The sequence below is a fragment of the Martinezella sp. CNPSo 3959 genome (assembly GCF_057784355.1).
On record NZ_JBXSOV010000015.1, the window covers coordinates 25,521 to 40,909 of the forward strand.

The 15,389-nt window shown below is 59.9% G+C and carries 15 protein-coding genes; 8 read left to right on the forward strand and 7 right to left on the reverse strand.

Features of this window, described 5'->3' with window-relative positions; genetic code table 11:
* Positions 1-182 precede the first annotated feature (182 nt).
* Together AC13RE_RS24235 and AC13RE_RS24240 are read left to right on the forward strand one after the other, a co-directional pair.
* Positions 183-1,376: a divergent polysaccharide deacetylase family protein gene (locus tag AC13RE_RS24235; RefSeq protein WP_488564829.1), complete on the forward strand. Its 1,194-nt coding sequence runs from the start codon at positions 183-185 to the stop codon at positions 1,374-1,376.
* Positions 1,377-1,389: 13 nt separating this feature from the next.
* Positions 1,390-1,929 carry an RNA pyrophosphohydrolase gene (locus tag AC13RE_RS24240; protein WP_488564830.1) on the forward strand — a complete coding sequence of 180 codons (540 nt, stop codon included), beginning with the start codon at positions 1,390-1,392 and terminating at the stop codon, positions 1,927-1,929.
* Positions 1,930-2,070: 141 nt separating this feature from the next.
* On the opposite strand, the gene bfr is transcribed toward AC13RE_RS24240, so the two are convergent.
* From bfr to AC13RE_RS24265, 5 genes are all read right to left on the reverse strand, one after another.
* Entirely contained in the window at positions 2,071-2,556 is a 486-nt protein-coding gene (gene bfr / locus AC13RE_RS24245) for a bacterioferritin (RefSeq protein ID WP_069611399.1), read from the reverse strand.
* Positions 2,522-2,833, reverse strand: coding sequence for a (2Fe-2S)-binding protein (locus AC13RE_RS24250; protein ID WP_246699069.1), 312 nt, complete (start codon positions 2,831-2,833; stop codon positions 2,522-2,524). The genes bfr and AC13RE_RS24250 overlap by 35 nt, the downstream gene beginning before the upstream one ends.
* A gap of 139 nt (positions 2,834-2,972) precedes the next feature.
* Entirely contained in the window at positions 2,973-6,440 is a 3,468-nt protein-coding gene (locus AC13RE_RS24255) for an error-prone DNA polymerase (protein ID WP_488564831.1), read from the reverse strand.
* Positions 6,437-7,993, reverse strand: a complete 1,557-nt coding sequence (locus AC13RE_RS24260) for a Y-family DNA polymerase (protein WP_488564877.1) — start codon at positions 7,991-7,993, stop codon at positions 6,437-6,439. Before AC13RE_RS24260 ends, AC13RE_RS24255 begins: the two co-directional genes overlap by 4 nt.
* Positions 7,905-8,885 (reverse strand): ImuA family protein, encoded by a 981-nt coding sequence (locus AC13RE_RS24265; RefSeq protein WP_488564832.1) that lies wholly within the window; start codon positions 8,883-8,885, stop codon positions 7,905-7,907. Before AC13RE_RS24265 ends, AC13RE_RS24260 begins: the two co-directional genes overlap by 89 nt.
* Positions 8,886-9,160: 275 nt before the next feature.
* Between AC13RE_RS24265 and AC13RE_RS24270 the strand changes: the two genes are divergently transcribed.
* The gene (locus AC13RE_RS24270) at positions 9,161-9,598 is read left to right on the forward strand and encodes a metallopeptidase family protein (RefSeq protein ID WP_488564833.1); all 438 of its coding nucleotides are present in this window, start codon (positions 9,161-9,163) and stop codon (positions 9,596-9,598) included.
* A 52-nt stretch (positions 9,599-9,650) separates the two neighbouring features.
* On the opposite strand, the gene AC13RE_RS24275 is transcribed toward AC13RE_RS24270, so the two are convergent.
* Together AC13RE_RS24275 and AC13RE_RS24280 are read right to left on the reverse strand one after the other, a co-directional pair.
* Complete coding sequence (locus AC13RE_RS24275) at positions 9,651-9,857, reverse strand: DUF1737 domain-containing protein (protein ID WP_106999599.1); 207 nt, start codon at positions 9,855-9,857, stop codon at positions 9,651-9,653.
* A 37-nt stretch (positions 9,858-9,894) separates the two neighbouring features.
* Complete coding sequence (locus AC13RE_RS24280; protein ID WP_488564834.1) at positions 9,895-10,839, reverse strand: HpcH/HpaI aldolase/citrate lyase family protein; 945 nt, start codon at positions 10,837-10,839, stop codon at positions 9,895-9,897.
* 111 nt (positions 10,840-10,950) lie between these two features.
* On the opposite strand from AC13RE_RS24280, the gene AC13RE_RS24285 reads away from it, so the two are divergent.
* From AC13RE_RS24285 to lpxE, 5 genes are all read left to right on the forward strand, one after another.
* Positions 10,951-11,187 carry a hypothetical protein gene (locus AC13RE_RS24285; RefSeq protein ID WP_041677743.1) on the forward strand — a complete coding sequence of 79 codons (237 nt, stop codon included), beginning with the start codon at positions 10,951-10,953 and terminating at the stop codon, positions 11,185-11,187.
* A 189-nt stretch (positions 11,188-11,376) separates the two neighbouring features.
* Complete coding sequence (gene leuD, locus AC13RE_RS24290) at positions 11,377-11,985, forward strand: 3-isopropylmalate dehydratase small subunit (RefSeq protein WP_015341746.1); 609 nt, start codon at positions 11,377-11,379, stop codon at positions 11,983-11,985.
* A 273-nt stretch (positions 11,986-12,258) separates the two neighbouring features.
* The gene (locus tag AC13RE_RS24295; RefSeq protein WP_132719695.1) at positions 12,259-13,077 is read left to right on the forward strand and encodes a sugar phosphate isomerase/epimerase family protein; all 819 of its coding nucleotides are present in this window, start codon (positions 12,259-12,261) and stop codon (positions 13,075-13,077) included.
* 156 nt (positions 13,078-13,233) lie between these two features.
* The gene (gene leuB / locus AC13RE_RS24300; RefSeq protein ID WP_488564835.1) at positions 13,234-14,346 is read left to right on the forward strand and encodes a 3-isopropylmalate dehydrogenase; all 1,113 of its coding nucleotides are present in this window, start codon (positions 13,234-13,236) and stop codon (positions 14,344-14,346) included.
* A 200-nt stretch (positions 14,347-14,546) separates the two neighbouring features.
* Entirely contained in the window at positions 14,547-15,311 is a 765-nt protein-coding gene (gene lpxE, locus AC13RE_RS24305; RefSeq protein WP_132719692.1) for a lipid A 1-phosphatase LpxE, read from the forward strand.
* The last annotated feature ends 78 nt before the right edge of the window (positions 15,312-15,389 follow it).

Below are 15,389 nucleotides of genomic sequence, written 5' to 3' on the forward strand. Positions count from 1 at the left end.
CATGATGAGGGAGCGGGGCGAGGGGTATCGTTCCGCTCTTCTCGGTCAGCTTCTGAATCCGACGTCGTTTGGAACAGTCTTGTTCATGTTTTAGCACTTCGAGTGCCGCGGGCATTTTTCCGCTTCGCCGTGAGCGATATGCTCGAGGCCAATAGAGTTTTCCGCTTGGGGTGGATTGAAGCTTGGGAACGGATTTGCATGCACCGTTGGGACAGAATCGCGGCCCCGGCCGCCAGCGGCGCTCCATCCCCTTTGGACGCATTCTCGGCGGCTTCTGTCTGATCGCGATCGCCGGCTTTTCGCTCTATTCGGCGCTGATGCGCGATCCCTTGCAAAAGACTCAGCCGGCCGAAACGGCAAAGAAGGAAGACCCGGCACCTGCAACCGAAACCAAGCCGGGGAACACCGAACAAGCCGGTCAAGCCGGATTAACCCAAGTCGATCCGCAGTCCGGCGCCAATACCACGCGCGTGGTGACCGGCGACGGTTCGGTCGTCACCATGTTCAGCCCCAGCAATCGCGATGGCAGCGGCCCGGTCTTGATCAACGCCAATCAGGTGGGGCAGGATCCGCGCATGGCAGCAACGCCGAATGTCAGCCTGCTGGAAGATTCGCCCTTCGGCAAGCTGCCGATCACCTCGCCAAGCGGCCTTCGGCCGATGGATCAATATGCGCGGCCCTGGTCCGGGGCGCGGGGCACCCGTATCGCCATCGTCGTCAGCGGCCTTGGGCTGAGCCAGACCGGCACGCAGCGCGCCATCGAGAAGCTGCCGGAGGAAATCACCCTTGCCTTTGCCGCCAGCGGCAATAGCCTGCAGCGCTGGATGCAGGAAGCAAGGCGCGGCGGCCACGAGATCCTCATCCAGGTGCCGTTCGAGCCGTTCGACTATCCCGGCAACAATCCCGGACCGGATACGCTGCTGACCTCGCTGTCATCGGCCAAGAACATCGAAAACCTGCATAAGGCGATGGGCAAGATCACCAATTATACCGGCGTCATGAACTATCTCGGCGGCCGCTTCCTTGCCAATCCCGGCGCCATGGAACCCGTGCTGCGTGACATCGGCAAGCGCGGCCTGCTGTTCCTTGACGACGGCTCATCCGCCCAATCGAAGTCCGGAATGCTTTCGAAAACGCTTGAGGTGCCGCACGCTTTTGCCGATATCCAGCTCGACGGAGAGCTGCAGCAGGACGCGATCCTCAGAAAACTCGATGAGCTCGAGCGCATCGCCCGCCGCAACGGCTCTGCGATCGGCGTTGCTTCCGCCTTCGATGAAAGCGTCGACGCCATCAGCAAATGGAGCGAGGAGGCCGCCATGCGCGGTATCGAAGTCGTCGCGGTCTCGGCGCTTGCCGAGGATCCCAAACACCCCTGACCTGGAGAGAAATATGAGCACGCCCCACGCCTCCGTGAGAGCCGAAGACCTGCCCTACCGTCCCTGTGTCGGCATCATGATCCTGAACCGGGAAGGCCTGGTCTGGGCCGGACACCGCATTCCGGTCGGCAATTCCGAATATGACGGCTCCCCGCAGCTCTGGCAGATGCCGCAGGGCGGCATAGACGAGGGCGAAGACCCGCTGAAAGCGGCCTATCGCGAATTATACGAAGAAACGGGCATGAAAACCGTGACCTTACTCGCGGAAGCCAGGGACTGGATCAATTACGATCTTCCGCCGCAGCTGATCGGCATCGGCCTCAAGGGGAAATATCGCGGCCAGACGCAGCGCTGGTTTGCCTTCCGCTTCGACGGCGACGAAGGGGAGATCGCCATCAATCCGCCGCCGGGCGGCCACGAACCCGAATTCGATGCATGGGAATGGAAGCCCATGGCGGCGCTTCCCGACCTGATCGTTCCCTTCAAACGCTCGGTCTACGAGCAGGTGGTTTCGGAATTCAACCACCTGGCCAATCTGAAAGCCGAAGATTGAAAATCAAGGCCGGCCGCAAAACGGTCGATTCATGAAGCAATTCCAGGAAAAGCTTGCGCACTTTTCCTGGAATTGGGTGAAAACAAAGATATGGAGCGGTTCAGAGATTTCGTGAAAAACTGAACCGCCGTAGCATATCGCTTATTCCGCGGAATCGGCAGAGTCGGCATTAAGCTGGCCGTATTTGGCTTCGCCGATCTTGCCGAGCAGTTCGAGCTGGGTTTCGAGGAAATCGATATGGCCTTCCTCGTCTGCCAGAAGCTCTTCGAACAGCTTCATGGACACATAGTCGCCGGCATCGTGACAGATGTCGCGGGATTTCTTGTAGGCCGTGCGTGCGTCGTATTCGCCGGCGAGATCGGCTTCCAGCACTTCCTTGACATTCTGACCGATGCGCAGCGGCGCGAGCGTCTGCAGGTTCGGATGACCTTCGAGGAAGATGATGCGGGCAACGAGGCGATCGGCGTGCTGCATCTCCTCGATGGATTCTGCGCGCTCTTTCTTGGCAAGCTTGGTGTAGCCCCAGTCTTCGAGGAGTCTGTAGTGAACCCAATATTGGTTGACTGCGCCAAGCTCGAGGAAGAGTGCCTCGTTAAGCCGCTCGATGACCTTTTTGTCGCCTTTCAATGTCCGCTCTCCTGTTGTCTTCATGGAATTTTTTCAGGCGGGACATGAAATCAAATATTTCCGCTTCCGTCGAGTGGCGGCGGGCATGATAATCCTGGGTTGTCTGTATAATGATATCAACGACATTCGGGAAGCAGCCGCAACAACGACCGCGCTTTTCCATCGCGTGATAAACCTTGGCGGGAACGATGAGCTGCCAACAGTCCTGATCAAGGAACTCGTTGATGACGTCCCGGATTTCTTTGTCGGTGATGTAATTACAACTGCAAACCAGCATTCTTCGCTCAGCCCGTCAAACATGACATCCGCTGTCTTGTTATCTGCTAAAGAAGACACTCTTTGTCAAGAAAGAAACGATTCGAATCTGGTCCGCGGGCCGAGTTCCGAAACTTTTGCCCGATACGAAGCCCGCAATCTCAATGGAAATTGCGGCCCCGCGGCATGACTTTCGCCGTTTCGGCGCCATGGCTGCGGCCTTCCGTCGCTGCCCCCGCACCAGAAGAAGGCGCCAGAAAGACGGACTTCCGCTTCTGCCTGTGATCCATGGTCGACCGCAGGGCCTCATCCGCCCGGTCGCTGACACCAAAGCGCCTTGCCTCCCGCTGCAAAATACCGAGTGCCGACGTCATATCCTCGATATGATCGACCACCACATGGATGACGCCGCTTTCGCTCTGCAACCGGCCACGGATCTTGACCAGCCGCGCCCCCATGACGATGGCTCGGTACTTATCGAACTTCTTCGGCCAGACGATCGCATTGGCGACACCGGTTTCATCCTCCAGCGTCATGAAGATCACTCCCTTGGCCGAACCTGGCCGCTGGCGCACCAGCACCAGCCCGGCAATCGTCACCATGCAGCCGCTGGCGATACCGGGCAAATCCCGGCTTTGCACGATCCCCTGCCGGGCGAAATCGGTACGCAGGAAGGAAACCGGATGCGCCTTCAAGGATAACGACAGATAGCGATAATCTTCGATGACCTGCTCGCCGGGCAGCATTTCCGGTAGTGCAACGGTCGGCTCGACCTGCAGCTCCGCATGGTCGCCGAGATCGAAGAGGGGAAGCGTTTCGGCGGCACTTCCGGCATCGAGCGCCCGCACGGCCCATAGAGCCTCACGTCGGCTCAAACCGATGGAGCCGAACGCATCCGCATCCGCAAGGCGCTCGATCTGCGCCTTGGCAAGCCCGGAGCGCAGCCAGAGATCGCGCACGGACCGATAGCCATCGCCCCGGCGCTCGACGAGCTGGTTCATCTCCTCCTCGGACAGACCCTTGACTTGCCGGAAGCCGAGACGGACGGCACATTGCGTCTTGATATCGTCGCGCATCGACGCATGGCGCCGCTCGATCGCGCCCGGATCGAAACGCGCCTTCTCCAGCAGGCAATCCCAGCTGGAACGATTGATATCCACCGGCCGCACCTCGACGCCATGCTCGCGCGCATCGCGCACCAGCTGCGCCGGCGCATAGAAGCCCATCGGCTGCGAATTGAGGATCGCCGCACAGAAGACATCGGGATAATAGGTCTTGAGCCAAGACGAGGCGTAGACGAGCAGGGCGAAGGAGGCCGCATGACTTTCGGGAAAGCCATATTCGCCGAAACCCTTGATCTGCTCGAAGCAGTTCTTGGCGAACTCACGATCATAGCCACGAATAACCATGCCGCTGACCATCTTCTCCTCAAAAGTATGGATAGTTCCGGTTCGCTTGAAGGTCGCCATCGCCCGGCGTAACTTGTCAGCCTCCGCAGGCGTAAATCCCGCTGCCGTAATGGCGATCTGCATGGCCTGTTCCTGAAACAGGGGAACGCCCAGCGTTCGCTTCAGCACCTCCTTCAGCTCGTCGCTCGGATAGTCGAGCTCCTTTCCTGCCCGTTTCGCCTCCCGCCGCTTGAGATAGGGATGCACCATATTGCCCTGGATGGGACCGGGCCGGACGATCGCCACTTCGATGACTAGATCATAGAATTCACGGGGCCGAAGACGCGGCAGCATGCTCATCTGCGCCCGGCTTTCGATCTGGAAGACGCCGATCGTGTCGGCGCGACAGATCATGTCATAGACTGGCTCGCCGTCGGGGTAGTTGGCGTAACCAAGATCGGAAAGCTGCTTCTTCACATCATAATGCAGCAGAAGGAGATCGAAAGCCTTGGCAAGGCAGGTCAGCATGCCGAGTGCAAGCACGTCAATCTTCAGGATGTTGAGATTGTCGAGATCGTCCTTGTTCCACTCGATCATGTAGCGATCCTCCATCGCCGTATGCATGATCGGCACGACCTCATCCAGCCGATCCCGGGTGATGACGAAGCCGCCGACATGCTGGGTCAGGTGCCGCGGAAACCCCATCAGCGTCGAGGCATAGGAAAGGACGTTCTGTGTCGTCTTGTCCTTGAGATCGAGGCCGGCAATCTTCGCCTCACGTTCCGACAGCTCCTCCGTCGACCAACCCCAGACGCCGCTTGCAAGGGCCGACTGCACATCCTCAGACAGGCCGAAGGCCTTGGCCACTTCGCGACCGGCCGAGCGGGCCCGGTAGCTGGTGACCGCCGCCGTCAGCCCGGCATGCTCGATGTGGTAATGGTCATAGATAAACTGGATAACCTCTTCGCGCTTCTCATGCTCGAAGTCGACATCGATATCAGGCGGCTCCTCGCGCTCCGTCGAAATGAAGCGTTCGAACAAAAGCGACGTAATCTTCGGATTAACTTCGGTAATCCGGAGGCAATAGCAAACCAAGGAGTTAGCGGCTGAACCGCGCCCTTGGCACAGGATATTCTTACTGCGAGCATGTTCCATGATGCGGCGCACCGTCAGAAAATAGGGCTCATATTGCTTCTCGCGGATAAGAGCGAGTTCATCATTGATCTGTTTGACGACCTTTTCGGGAATCTCATCAGGATAGCGCAATCTGGCGCCTTCCCACGTCAGCCGCGCAAGCGTATCCGAAACGGTTTCGCCAGGAACGCTTTCGTCTGGATAATTATGCTTCAGCTCATCCAATGAGAAAGACAGCCGGCTAAAAAACTTCTGCGTATTGGCTATAGCCTTCGGATAATCCCTAAAGAGTCGTGCCATCTCGGCAGCCTCTTTCATGTAGCGTTCGGCATTCGCCGCCAACCTGAAGCCGGCCTCGGCGATCGGCACATGCTCGCGGATCGAAACGACGATATCGGCAAGCGGCTTGCGCTCAGTCGCATGATAAAGTGGCTGATTGCTCGCGATCAGCCGCACGCCATTGCGCTGCGCCAAGATGGAAAGCGTGGCGAAGACCATCCGATCTCGCCCGTCATAGGCCGGCGACAGGACCATATGCAGCTTCCTGCCAAAGCGCATCCATAACCGCTTCAGACATTGCTCCAGCTTTTCCTGCCCCTCCGGCGTCTCAGTACTTTCAGCATCGGGAACGAGCGCCAGCATCATCTCGTCGCCCCATTCCATGAGGTCGCCTTCATTGAGGATGCAGGTGCCTTTTTCGCCACGCAGATTACCGGCGCTCAGCAGCCGGCACAGATGCGCCCAGCCCTTTCGGTTTTCCGGATAGGCAAGAATATCGGGGGTGCCGTCCGAAAACACCAGGCGGGCGCCAGGCTGGAAAGAGACCGGCTTCAGAAGCGGCTTTTCTGGCTCGCCCTGCGCTCGAAGCTTCAGATTTTCCTCGATGGTTCTCTTATGCTCCGCCCAGAGAACCTTGGTATGCGCATGCGCCTTGACCACGCCGGCCACCGAATTGCGGTCGGCAATCCCAAATCCGGAAAGTTTCAGGATGGCGGCCCGCATCACCATTTCTTCTGGATGCGAGGCACCTTCGAGAAAGGAGAAATTCGTTCTCACCCCGATCTCAAAGAAGGGTACAGGTTCGTGAAAGCTCGGGCGCGCGTTCATGCGAAGACCCCGTGCATGTACCAATCCGGCGTCGTGCCGCTTCGGCCATAGAGCCCCTTGCGGAACAGCCAGAAACGATGACCCTCCTCATCCTCGACTTGGAAATAATCGCGGGCAGGCTCTTCCTTTTCCTCGACCCACCATTCCGCCGAAAGCCGCTCCGGCCCTTCGGCCCGGCTGACCCGATGCATGACCCGCCGCCAGCGGAACTGCCGGGGAGGGCCGTCGGGCACTTCGGCAGCAATGGTTTCGACCAGCTCCGGCATACGAAACAGCCGCAGCGGCCGTTCTCCGCGGAAGAAACCATGACCGGCATCCTCCTCACCTGTGCGCCGCTTCGAGGCGAGGATGGCCATGGCCGGCAGTGGCCGCACGGCCCGCTCAGGGATATGGCTCTGCCGCAGCTCGAACCCTTGCAGACAGTCCGGCCCCAGCCGGGCGGCCACACGATCCACAAAGGCGGCAAGAGATCCTTCCTGGCGGTCTTCTCCGACAAAATCGCCTTGCATGGCATCGAAGGGCGCATGCTGAAGCACATTGAGGCGGATGATTTCGAAACCGTAACCGACATCGAGATCGTCATGAATGGCGCCAAAACGCTCCGTGAACAGGCTGGCGATCCGGCTCGGCTCCCGCAGCGGTTGCGATGCGCCGGCCGCGATGCGGAAAACCGCCCCATCCACCCGGAAAAGCAGGAGTTCGAAGGAGCGGCCGCCGACGCCGCGCGCCTCCAGTCCCGGCTTCAGGGTTTCGGCAAGCTGGCGGGCAAGCTGAAGAATATCCTCTTCCGCCTGCACCGGCTCGGCGAGCCGGCGCTCGGCCGACAATTGCGCGACCGGGCGACGCGGCGAAATCGGTTCCTCGACGAGGCCGACGGCCTGATCAAGCCGCAACATTAGCTGCGCACCGAAACGGCGGGCAAGCGGCGCACGCGGTGCTGTCAGAAGGTCGCCGACCTGCTTCAATCCCAGTTTCTGCAACGCAGCGATGGTCTCTTCGCCGAGCCTCAGAGACGCCACGGGCAGCGGCGCCAGGGCCTCTTCCATCGCTTCCGAAGGAACGACACGGCTTTCTTCGAAACGAGCAACCGCCCAGGACAGGCCGGGCGCGGAGGAAATGGCGCCACGCACATCGAGCCCCAGCCGGGAAATCCGGATCAAAATGTCCTCGAGCAGCGCCTCTTCGCCGCCGAAGAGATGGGCACAGCCGGTAATATCGAGAAACAACCCGTCCTTGCCGTCGATCGCCACCAGCGGCGTATAACGGTCGCACCAGTCGGCGATCGCTTCCAGAAGCTTGCGATCCGCGGCCGGATCCTCCTCGACGACATCGAGATCGGGACAGATCGCCTTTGCCTCAGCCACGCCCTGCCCCTGTTTCAGGCCGATCATTTCAGCCCGTTCATTGAGCGCGGTCAGCCGCGTGGCATTGTTCAGCTTACCGGCACATGCGAGCGGCGGCGCTTCAAGCCTGCCTGTCGAACGCCAGGACAGACCCCAGCGCTTGCGCGCGATCCGGTCGGTCGGCAGATGCGGGAAGGTCAGCGCCAGAATGCGCTGGCTGTTCGCCGGGAAGGGGAGAGTGTTGAGTGTCGAGGACAGGGGCAAAGCGGCGGTCATGGGCATTCCACTCCAGGGTTATGGAAAGGGGCGCCGGGTTTCGGCTCTTTTCCAAGGTCAGACGAAAAGCCGGGTGACCGATGCTGCCGCCAAGCACCGATCCGTCCGGCAGGGGCCGCGCCTGCGCCGGCGCGGGTTTGACGGAAAAGCGGAAGAGGGCGCTGCTTGCTTCCTCCTCGCCTCCCTGTCGCAACAGAAACAAGGGCCGCCCCGCCGCCTTGGCCCTCAGCGCCAGCCGCCGGCTCTCGGTCAGACCGAAACGGGCGGGATTGCCGCGCACTTCCAGAATGACGACGGCAAAGGCAGCGCTGCCAAGGGCTGCTTCCGCCACCCAGAGCGCATCGTCGAGCTTGCGCGGCGACGCCTGTAGGAGAGCCTGAGGCTCCAGCCCGAAATCGCCGATGCCGATGGCATAGGGCAGGCCTGCCTCCATCGTTGCGACCGTATCGCCGATCCATAGGACCGGAGACTTGGCCGCGGTCTTATCCGATGCTCGCGCATGCAGTCTCGCCGCAAGCGCAAGGGCAAAGCCGCTGGCCACCCCGGCATCGCGCAGGCCGAGCGAGCGAATTTCCGTCAGCGCATCGAGCGGCAGACCGCCTTGCAATGCCGCATCGAGCTCATCGACGCCGATCGGAAGGAGCGACTGCTCAAGCCTAGGCTCAGTAGGCAGGGATTTCGCAATACCCATCGCCTCTCTCACCGGCTTGTCTGCCAGCGCTTCATGCGCCACCGCTGCCAGTGCCGGGATCGGCCTGCCTTCCAGTCGGGCAATGGTTTCACGCAGGGCAAAAAGCGTTTCCCGCGCCACGGCAGCCTCGGCCATGACGTTCACTCCAGAGCGATAATGTTCCTGTTATGTTCTTATGGATTCCAGAGCTTGAAGAAAGAGTCAACACCATTTCATAAGAAAATATTCCTTTGAACCGAGCCAGATGATTTTCGATCTGTCGCCCGAAAATCCGAATCCGCTCTAGAATCAAAAAAGTAGAGCATGATGTCGATCGAAAACCGCTCAAACACTTTTCGGTATCACGCTCTATTCCGCTCTCGTAAAAGCAGCGCAAAGTCTCTATATGACCAGCCAAGGAAGGAATATTCATGGCTCGCGTTGACCAGAGCGAAGATTGGCGGGATCGCCACTCGCCCTCCATCAGCACATTCGAATCTCTGGCAATGGAGGCTTACGGCCACCTGCCGGAAGAATTTCGCTCGCTCACCGGCAACCTCGTCATTCTCATCGAGGATTTCCCGGATGACGAAGTGTTCGAGGATATGGCGCTGGAAACACCCTTCGACCTGCTCGGCCTTTTCGAAGGTCGCGGCATCTCGGAGCGCTTTACCGCCCAGACCGGCGATATGCCCAACAAGATCCGCCTCTATCGCCGACCGATCATCGACTATTGGGCTGAAAACGACGAAACTCTCGGCGACATCATCACCCATGTTCTGATCCACGAGATCGGCCACCATTTCGGCCTGAGCGACGAGGACATGGAGCGCATCGAGGCGAGCGCCGAAGAAGCGACGGATCGGTGAAACAAACCCCGACCGCAAGACGGCCGGGGGAATGAAGAATTTCAGCCGGCGCTTACTGCTCCGAAAGCTTCATCTCCGGATCGTAATCCTTGCCGGCCACGTCCTTAACGACAGCCTGACCGCATTCCATCCGTCCGCTTGCAGAATTGAAGCCATAGGTCGGCGAGCCGTATAGCTCCCAGCCCTTGTTCAGCGCCGCGCTGACCTTGTGGCAGAAGGAAGCGTCATCGGGACCGGTGAGGAAGCGGTAGAGTTTCATCAGGGCATCTTTCGTATTTGGCCGGGCAATTCGACAGTCAGGCCTCGGTGCGGGGCGCCGCTGCCGTGTCCGAAGAGCGTTGCGCGATCAGACGAGCTTTATGGACGAGTCTCTCCGCCTGGACAAGGTGCAGCCGCTCCACCATCCGTCCGCCGAGGTTCACGACATTGAGAGTGGCGGCCTCCGGTGCGGCAAAGGCAGCGATAATGGCTTCGGCCTCGGCGATGGCAGTCTCAGCCGGGCCGAAATGCCGGTTGGCTGCCTCGATCTGGCTCGGATGGATCAGCATCTTGCCGGCAAAGCCCATGGCGGCCCCTTGGCCGCATTCTGCCTCGAATTCATCGGCATTCTTAAAATCGTTGAAGACGCTATCGATCGCCTCAAGGCCGTAAGCGCTGACGGCCAATATCACCTGCATCAGCCAGGACACGAGATAGGGACGACCGGGCTGCGGCAACACGCCCGTTTCCTTCCTGAGGTCATTGAGACCGACGACGAAACAATCGAGCCGGCTGCCGGCGGTGCGCCCCGCCTCGGCGATTGCAGCCGCGTTGAGAACACCCCGCGGCGTCTCGATCATCGCCCAGATACGCAAGTCTTCCCGCGCATCGGCTTCGGCAAGCCGGTCACTGACAGCAGTCATGTCCTGCGGCTCATCCACCTTCGGCAGCAACACCGCATCCGGCTCCAGCTCCGTAACCAGCGCCAGGTCATCGGCGCCGAAATTGGAGGAAAGCGCATTAATGCGGATGATCCGCTCCTTGCCCGGCAGCGGCGAGGCCGAAAAGAAGGCCCGCAGATTCTCCCGCGCCTCGGCCTTCTTCTCCGGCGAAACCGAATCCTCGAGATCGAAGATGACGGCGTCGCAATCGAGGCTCGAAAGCTTGTCCAGCGCGCGTCGGTTGATCGCGGGAACGCTCAAGACCGAGCGGCGCAGACGGGCGGGACGGGACGGGGGGTTTTGGCTCGCAGATTGGCTCATTGTGCCGTTTTGCCGCGCTTTTAATCGGCAAGCAAGTCAACAAAAAGCCATGCTCCTCTTGCAGATGACAGTGATGAGGGCCACATTGCTTGATGTAGAGAGGTCTCGACCATGCAGAATATTCGTTCCCTGTTCATCGCGCTTGCCGGTATCACCGTGTTTGCGGCCATGGCGTTGTTTACCGTTTCGGTCACGCTCGCCGTCGGCGCTATCCTCACCGTGCTGATGGCAGCCCGCGCGATTTCGCTGCGCATGAAACCGGCCCCGGTGCACGCCAAGGCGAAGACGAACGGCCAGCGCGAAATGCGCATCTGGAACGACGGTCGCGGCACCATCATCGATCTCTGAGATTGAAAGCAGGACAGAGCAGGGCGGTCTTTCCGCCCGCCGGCGTGTCTGATTGAGGTGGCGCCATGAAGGGCAGGGCGACCAAGGCGCTGCATTTTAGGGCATTTCCAAGATTCTCCTTCATTTCGGGCCGGATTTGCTCTATTGGCAGGATAATTCGTGCTTAGACGAGAATGAAGGCAGGACCCCATGGACAAGTTCGTGAAGTTGACCGGTGTCGCAGCACCCCTCCCGGTCGTCAATGTCGATACCGACATGATCATCCCGAAGGATTATCTGAAGACCATCAAGCGCACGGGTCTCGGCAAGGGGCTCTTCGCTGAAGCCCGCTACAATGAAGACGGTTCTCCGAACCCGGATTTCGTGCTGAACAAGCCGGCCTATCAGAACGCCAAGATCCTCGTCGCCGGCGACAATTTCGGCTGCGGCTCCTCGCGTGAGCATGCTCCTTGGGCGCTTCTCGATTTCGGCATCCGCTGCGTTATTTCGACCAGCTTCGCTGACATCTTCTACAACAATTGCTTCAAGAACGGCATCCTGCCGATCAAGGTCAGCCAGGAAGAGCTCGACAAGCTGATGGACGACGCCTCGCGCGGCTCCAACGCCATTCTGACGGTTGATCTCGAAAACCTCGAGATCACTGGCCCGGACGGCGGCTCGCTGAAATTCGAACTTGACGAATTCAAGCGCCACTGCCTGCTGAACGGCCTCGACGATATCGGCCTGACGCTGGAAAAATCCTCTGCGATCAGCGATTTCGAAAAGACGAACGCCGCATCGCGTCCCTGGGCCGCCTGATCGGTCTTTCCTTTATCGCATGTTTCGAAGCCGGGCCTTGCGCCCGGCTTTTTTGTGCCGAGACTCCCTCTCCCCGCGCGCAGGGAGAGGGGACTATCCCGCAATTATCACAGCCCAGGAGAGCGGAGACCGCAAGTCCCGGAAAGCTGATCAGGCATCATCTTTCCCACCCGCTGTAATATGATCGACAAGAAGGGGGTCCATACAGACCGCCGAGATCCTTCGGGCCGTCTCTCCCACCCTTAAATTTTCTCCACGCAATGGAGCCCCTTCATGACTTCCCTTCCCATTGTCGGCGCCGCCATGACGCTTGACGACGTCGAAATCCATCGCAACTGGCTGCTCGAAAAGCCGCGCGATCTGGAGCTGCAGAGCTTTGTCGAAGCCGAAATCCTGAACGGCGACTGGGCTCCGCTGGCCGAGCGCGCCCGCAAGCTGCTCGACGGTCATCAGGGCCGCCTCGGCATCCACGGTCCGTTTTGGGGCTTCGTCATCGCCTCGCAGGACCCGGACGTCCGCGCCGTCGTCACTAAACGCCTGCTGCAGGCGCTCGATGTCTGTGCCAATATCGGCGCCACGCAGATGGTCATCCATAGTCCCTATACGTCGTGGTCCTACAACAACCTCGACAACAACAAGGGCGAGCGCGAAAAGATCATCGAATACACGCATCTGACGCTGAAGGAAGCCGTCAAGCGCGCCGAAGACATCGGGCTCACCATGGTCATCGAGAACATCGAGGACAAGGACCCTCATATCCGCGTCGGCCTCGCCGACAGCTTCAATTCGCCCGCCGTCGCTGTTTCGATCGACACCGGTCATGCCCATTACGCCCATGGCTATACGGGCGCTCCTCCGGTTGACTACTACGTCCATGCCGCCGGCAACCGCCTGCAGCATGTCCACCTGCAGGACGCCGACGGCTATGCCGACCGCCATTGGAGCCTCGGCGAAGGCAGCATCCACTGGCGCGCCGTCTTTGCCGCCCTTGCCAAGCTTAACAGCAATCCGCGTCTGATCATCGAGATCAAGGACAAGTCGAAGATCCCGGCATCATCAGCCTATCTCGCTTCGCTCGGCCTGGCTGAGTAAGGGTAAGCAACGCAAACCACCCGCCCTCGTGGTTCAAGGGCGGGTGTCTGGTCTCAAAAGCCGGAAAACCGTACCGTTTCGGCCTCTTCCTCGCTTGAAAAGCCGCATTCGCAGGTCTAAAAACCCCGCAACTTTTTCTTTCGCGGAGGCTTCTTCATGACAGTGCGCAATCTTTTCCTCCTGCCGGGCGACGGCATCGGCCCCGAGGCCATGGGCGAAGTTCGCAAGATCATCGCTTACATGAACGAGGCCAAGAACGCCGGCTTCGTAACCGACGAGGGCCTTGTCGGCGGCAGTGCCTATGATGCGCATGGCGCGGCGATCTCCGATGCCGACATGGCAAAGGCAATGGCGGCTGACGCCGTGCTCTTCGGCGCCGTCGGCGGCCCGAAGTGGGACAGCGTTCCCTACGAAGTACGTCCGGAAGCCGGCCTGCTGCGCCTGCGCAAGGATCTGCAGCTGTTCGCCAACCTGCGCCCGGCCATCTGCTATCCGGCGCTGGCATCCGCTTCTTCGCTGAAGCCGGAGCTGGTCGAAGGTCTCGACATCCTCATCGTGCGCGAGCTCACCGGCGGCGTCTATTTCGGCGAGCCGAAGGAAATCATCGACCTCGGCAACGGCCAGAAGCGCGGCATCGATACCCAGGTCTACGACACCTACGAGATCGAGCGCATTGCCGGCGTCGCCTTTGAGCTGGCACGCACCCGCAACAATCGCGTCTGCTCGATGGAAAAACGCAACGTCATGAAATCAGGCGTGCTCTGGAACCAGGTCGTTACCGCAACGCATAAGGAAAAATATTCCGACGTGCAGCTCGAGCATATGCTGGCCGATGCCGGCGGCATGCAGCTCGTGCGCCAACCGAAGCAGTTCGACGTCATCGTGACGGACAACCTCTTCGGCGACATGCTGTCCGACGTCGCCGCCATGCTGACAGGTTCGCTCGGCATGCTGCCGTCGGCTTCGCTCGGCGCGCCCGATGCCAAGACCGGCAAGCGCAAGGCACTCTATGAACCCGTACATGGCTCGGCCCCCGATATCGCCGGCAAGGGCATTGCCAACCCGATCGCCATGATCGCCTCCTTCGCCATGTGCCTGCGCTATTCTTTCGGCCTGGTTGCCGAAGCCGATGCGCTGGAAAAGGCGATCGCCAACGTGCTCGACAGCGGCATTCGTACCGGCGACATCATGTCGCCAGGCAGCCGCCAGGTTGGCACCACCGAAATGGGCGACGCCATCCTTGCCGAATTCAAGGCTCTGTCGGCATAATCTCCGGCAGACATCGCCTGATATATTTCACGTGAAACACGAAGCCCCATTCTGCGAGGAACGGGGCTTTTTCTTGTGAACAGGATAGGCCCGTCTCAGCTCGAGATCGCCGCGCCGGCCCCCGTCACCGATTTTTAGAAAAACTGTAACAACACCCTGCTATCTGTCGGACCGATTGGAAATCGACATAGGCACTGATTATGCAGGCGATCTTGACGTCTCTCGACAGGCGTTGGCGGCGAAGCGATGCAGCTTTTGCACCATCCCATTGGAAACTCTGCCTTTTTGTGACAGCCAATATTGTCCTTCTTTCCGCTCTCCTGTTCGATGGGCCTGTCGGCGCCACCCTTAAAAGCCTATCGCCCTCCATTCGCTTCGTCGGCGGAATGCTGACCGATTTCGGCGATTCCGGATGGATCCTTCTCATCAGCGCCTTTCTGTTTTTCGAAGGTTGGGCAGGCAGCAAGCTGCTGCATTCGCAGCGCTGTCGCTGCCAAGCACTGCGCATCTGTCAGATCGGCGGTTATCTCCTGACGACCGTGGCGCTTTCGGGCATCCTCGCCAACTTGCTGAAGCGCGCCATCGGCCGCGCCCGCCCGACGCATTTTGCCGATTGGGGGCCTTTTGGCTTCTCGCCTTTTAATGGCCGTGCCAGCTTCGAAAGCTTCCCCTCCGGCCATGCGACCACCATCGGCGCCCTGTTCGTGGCGCTTGCCTTCCTGTTTCCGCGCTATCGCTATATCTTCGCTGCTTGCGCCCTATGGCTGGCGATCACCCGTGTCATGGTCGGCGCGCATTATCCAAGCGATGTCATGGCCGGCCTGGCGCTCGGCGGCTGGTTTTCCTTCATGATAGCCATCGTCTATTCACGCTACGGCCTGCTCTTCCGTATAGACGCCGCCGGTTGGCCGACGCCGCGCTTGCCGTTCTTCAAAAGCAGCAGGTTGCGCCAGACCGGTTCCTAAGCCCGCCGCAGCCCGCCGCGGCTGCATCGCCAAGGTTGCCAAGCCTCTCGCGCATTCATATATCTGGCAAGATGGGGA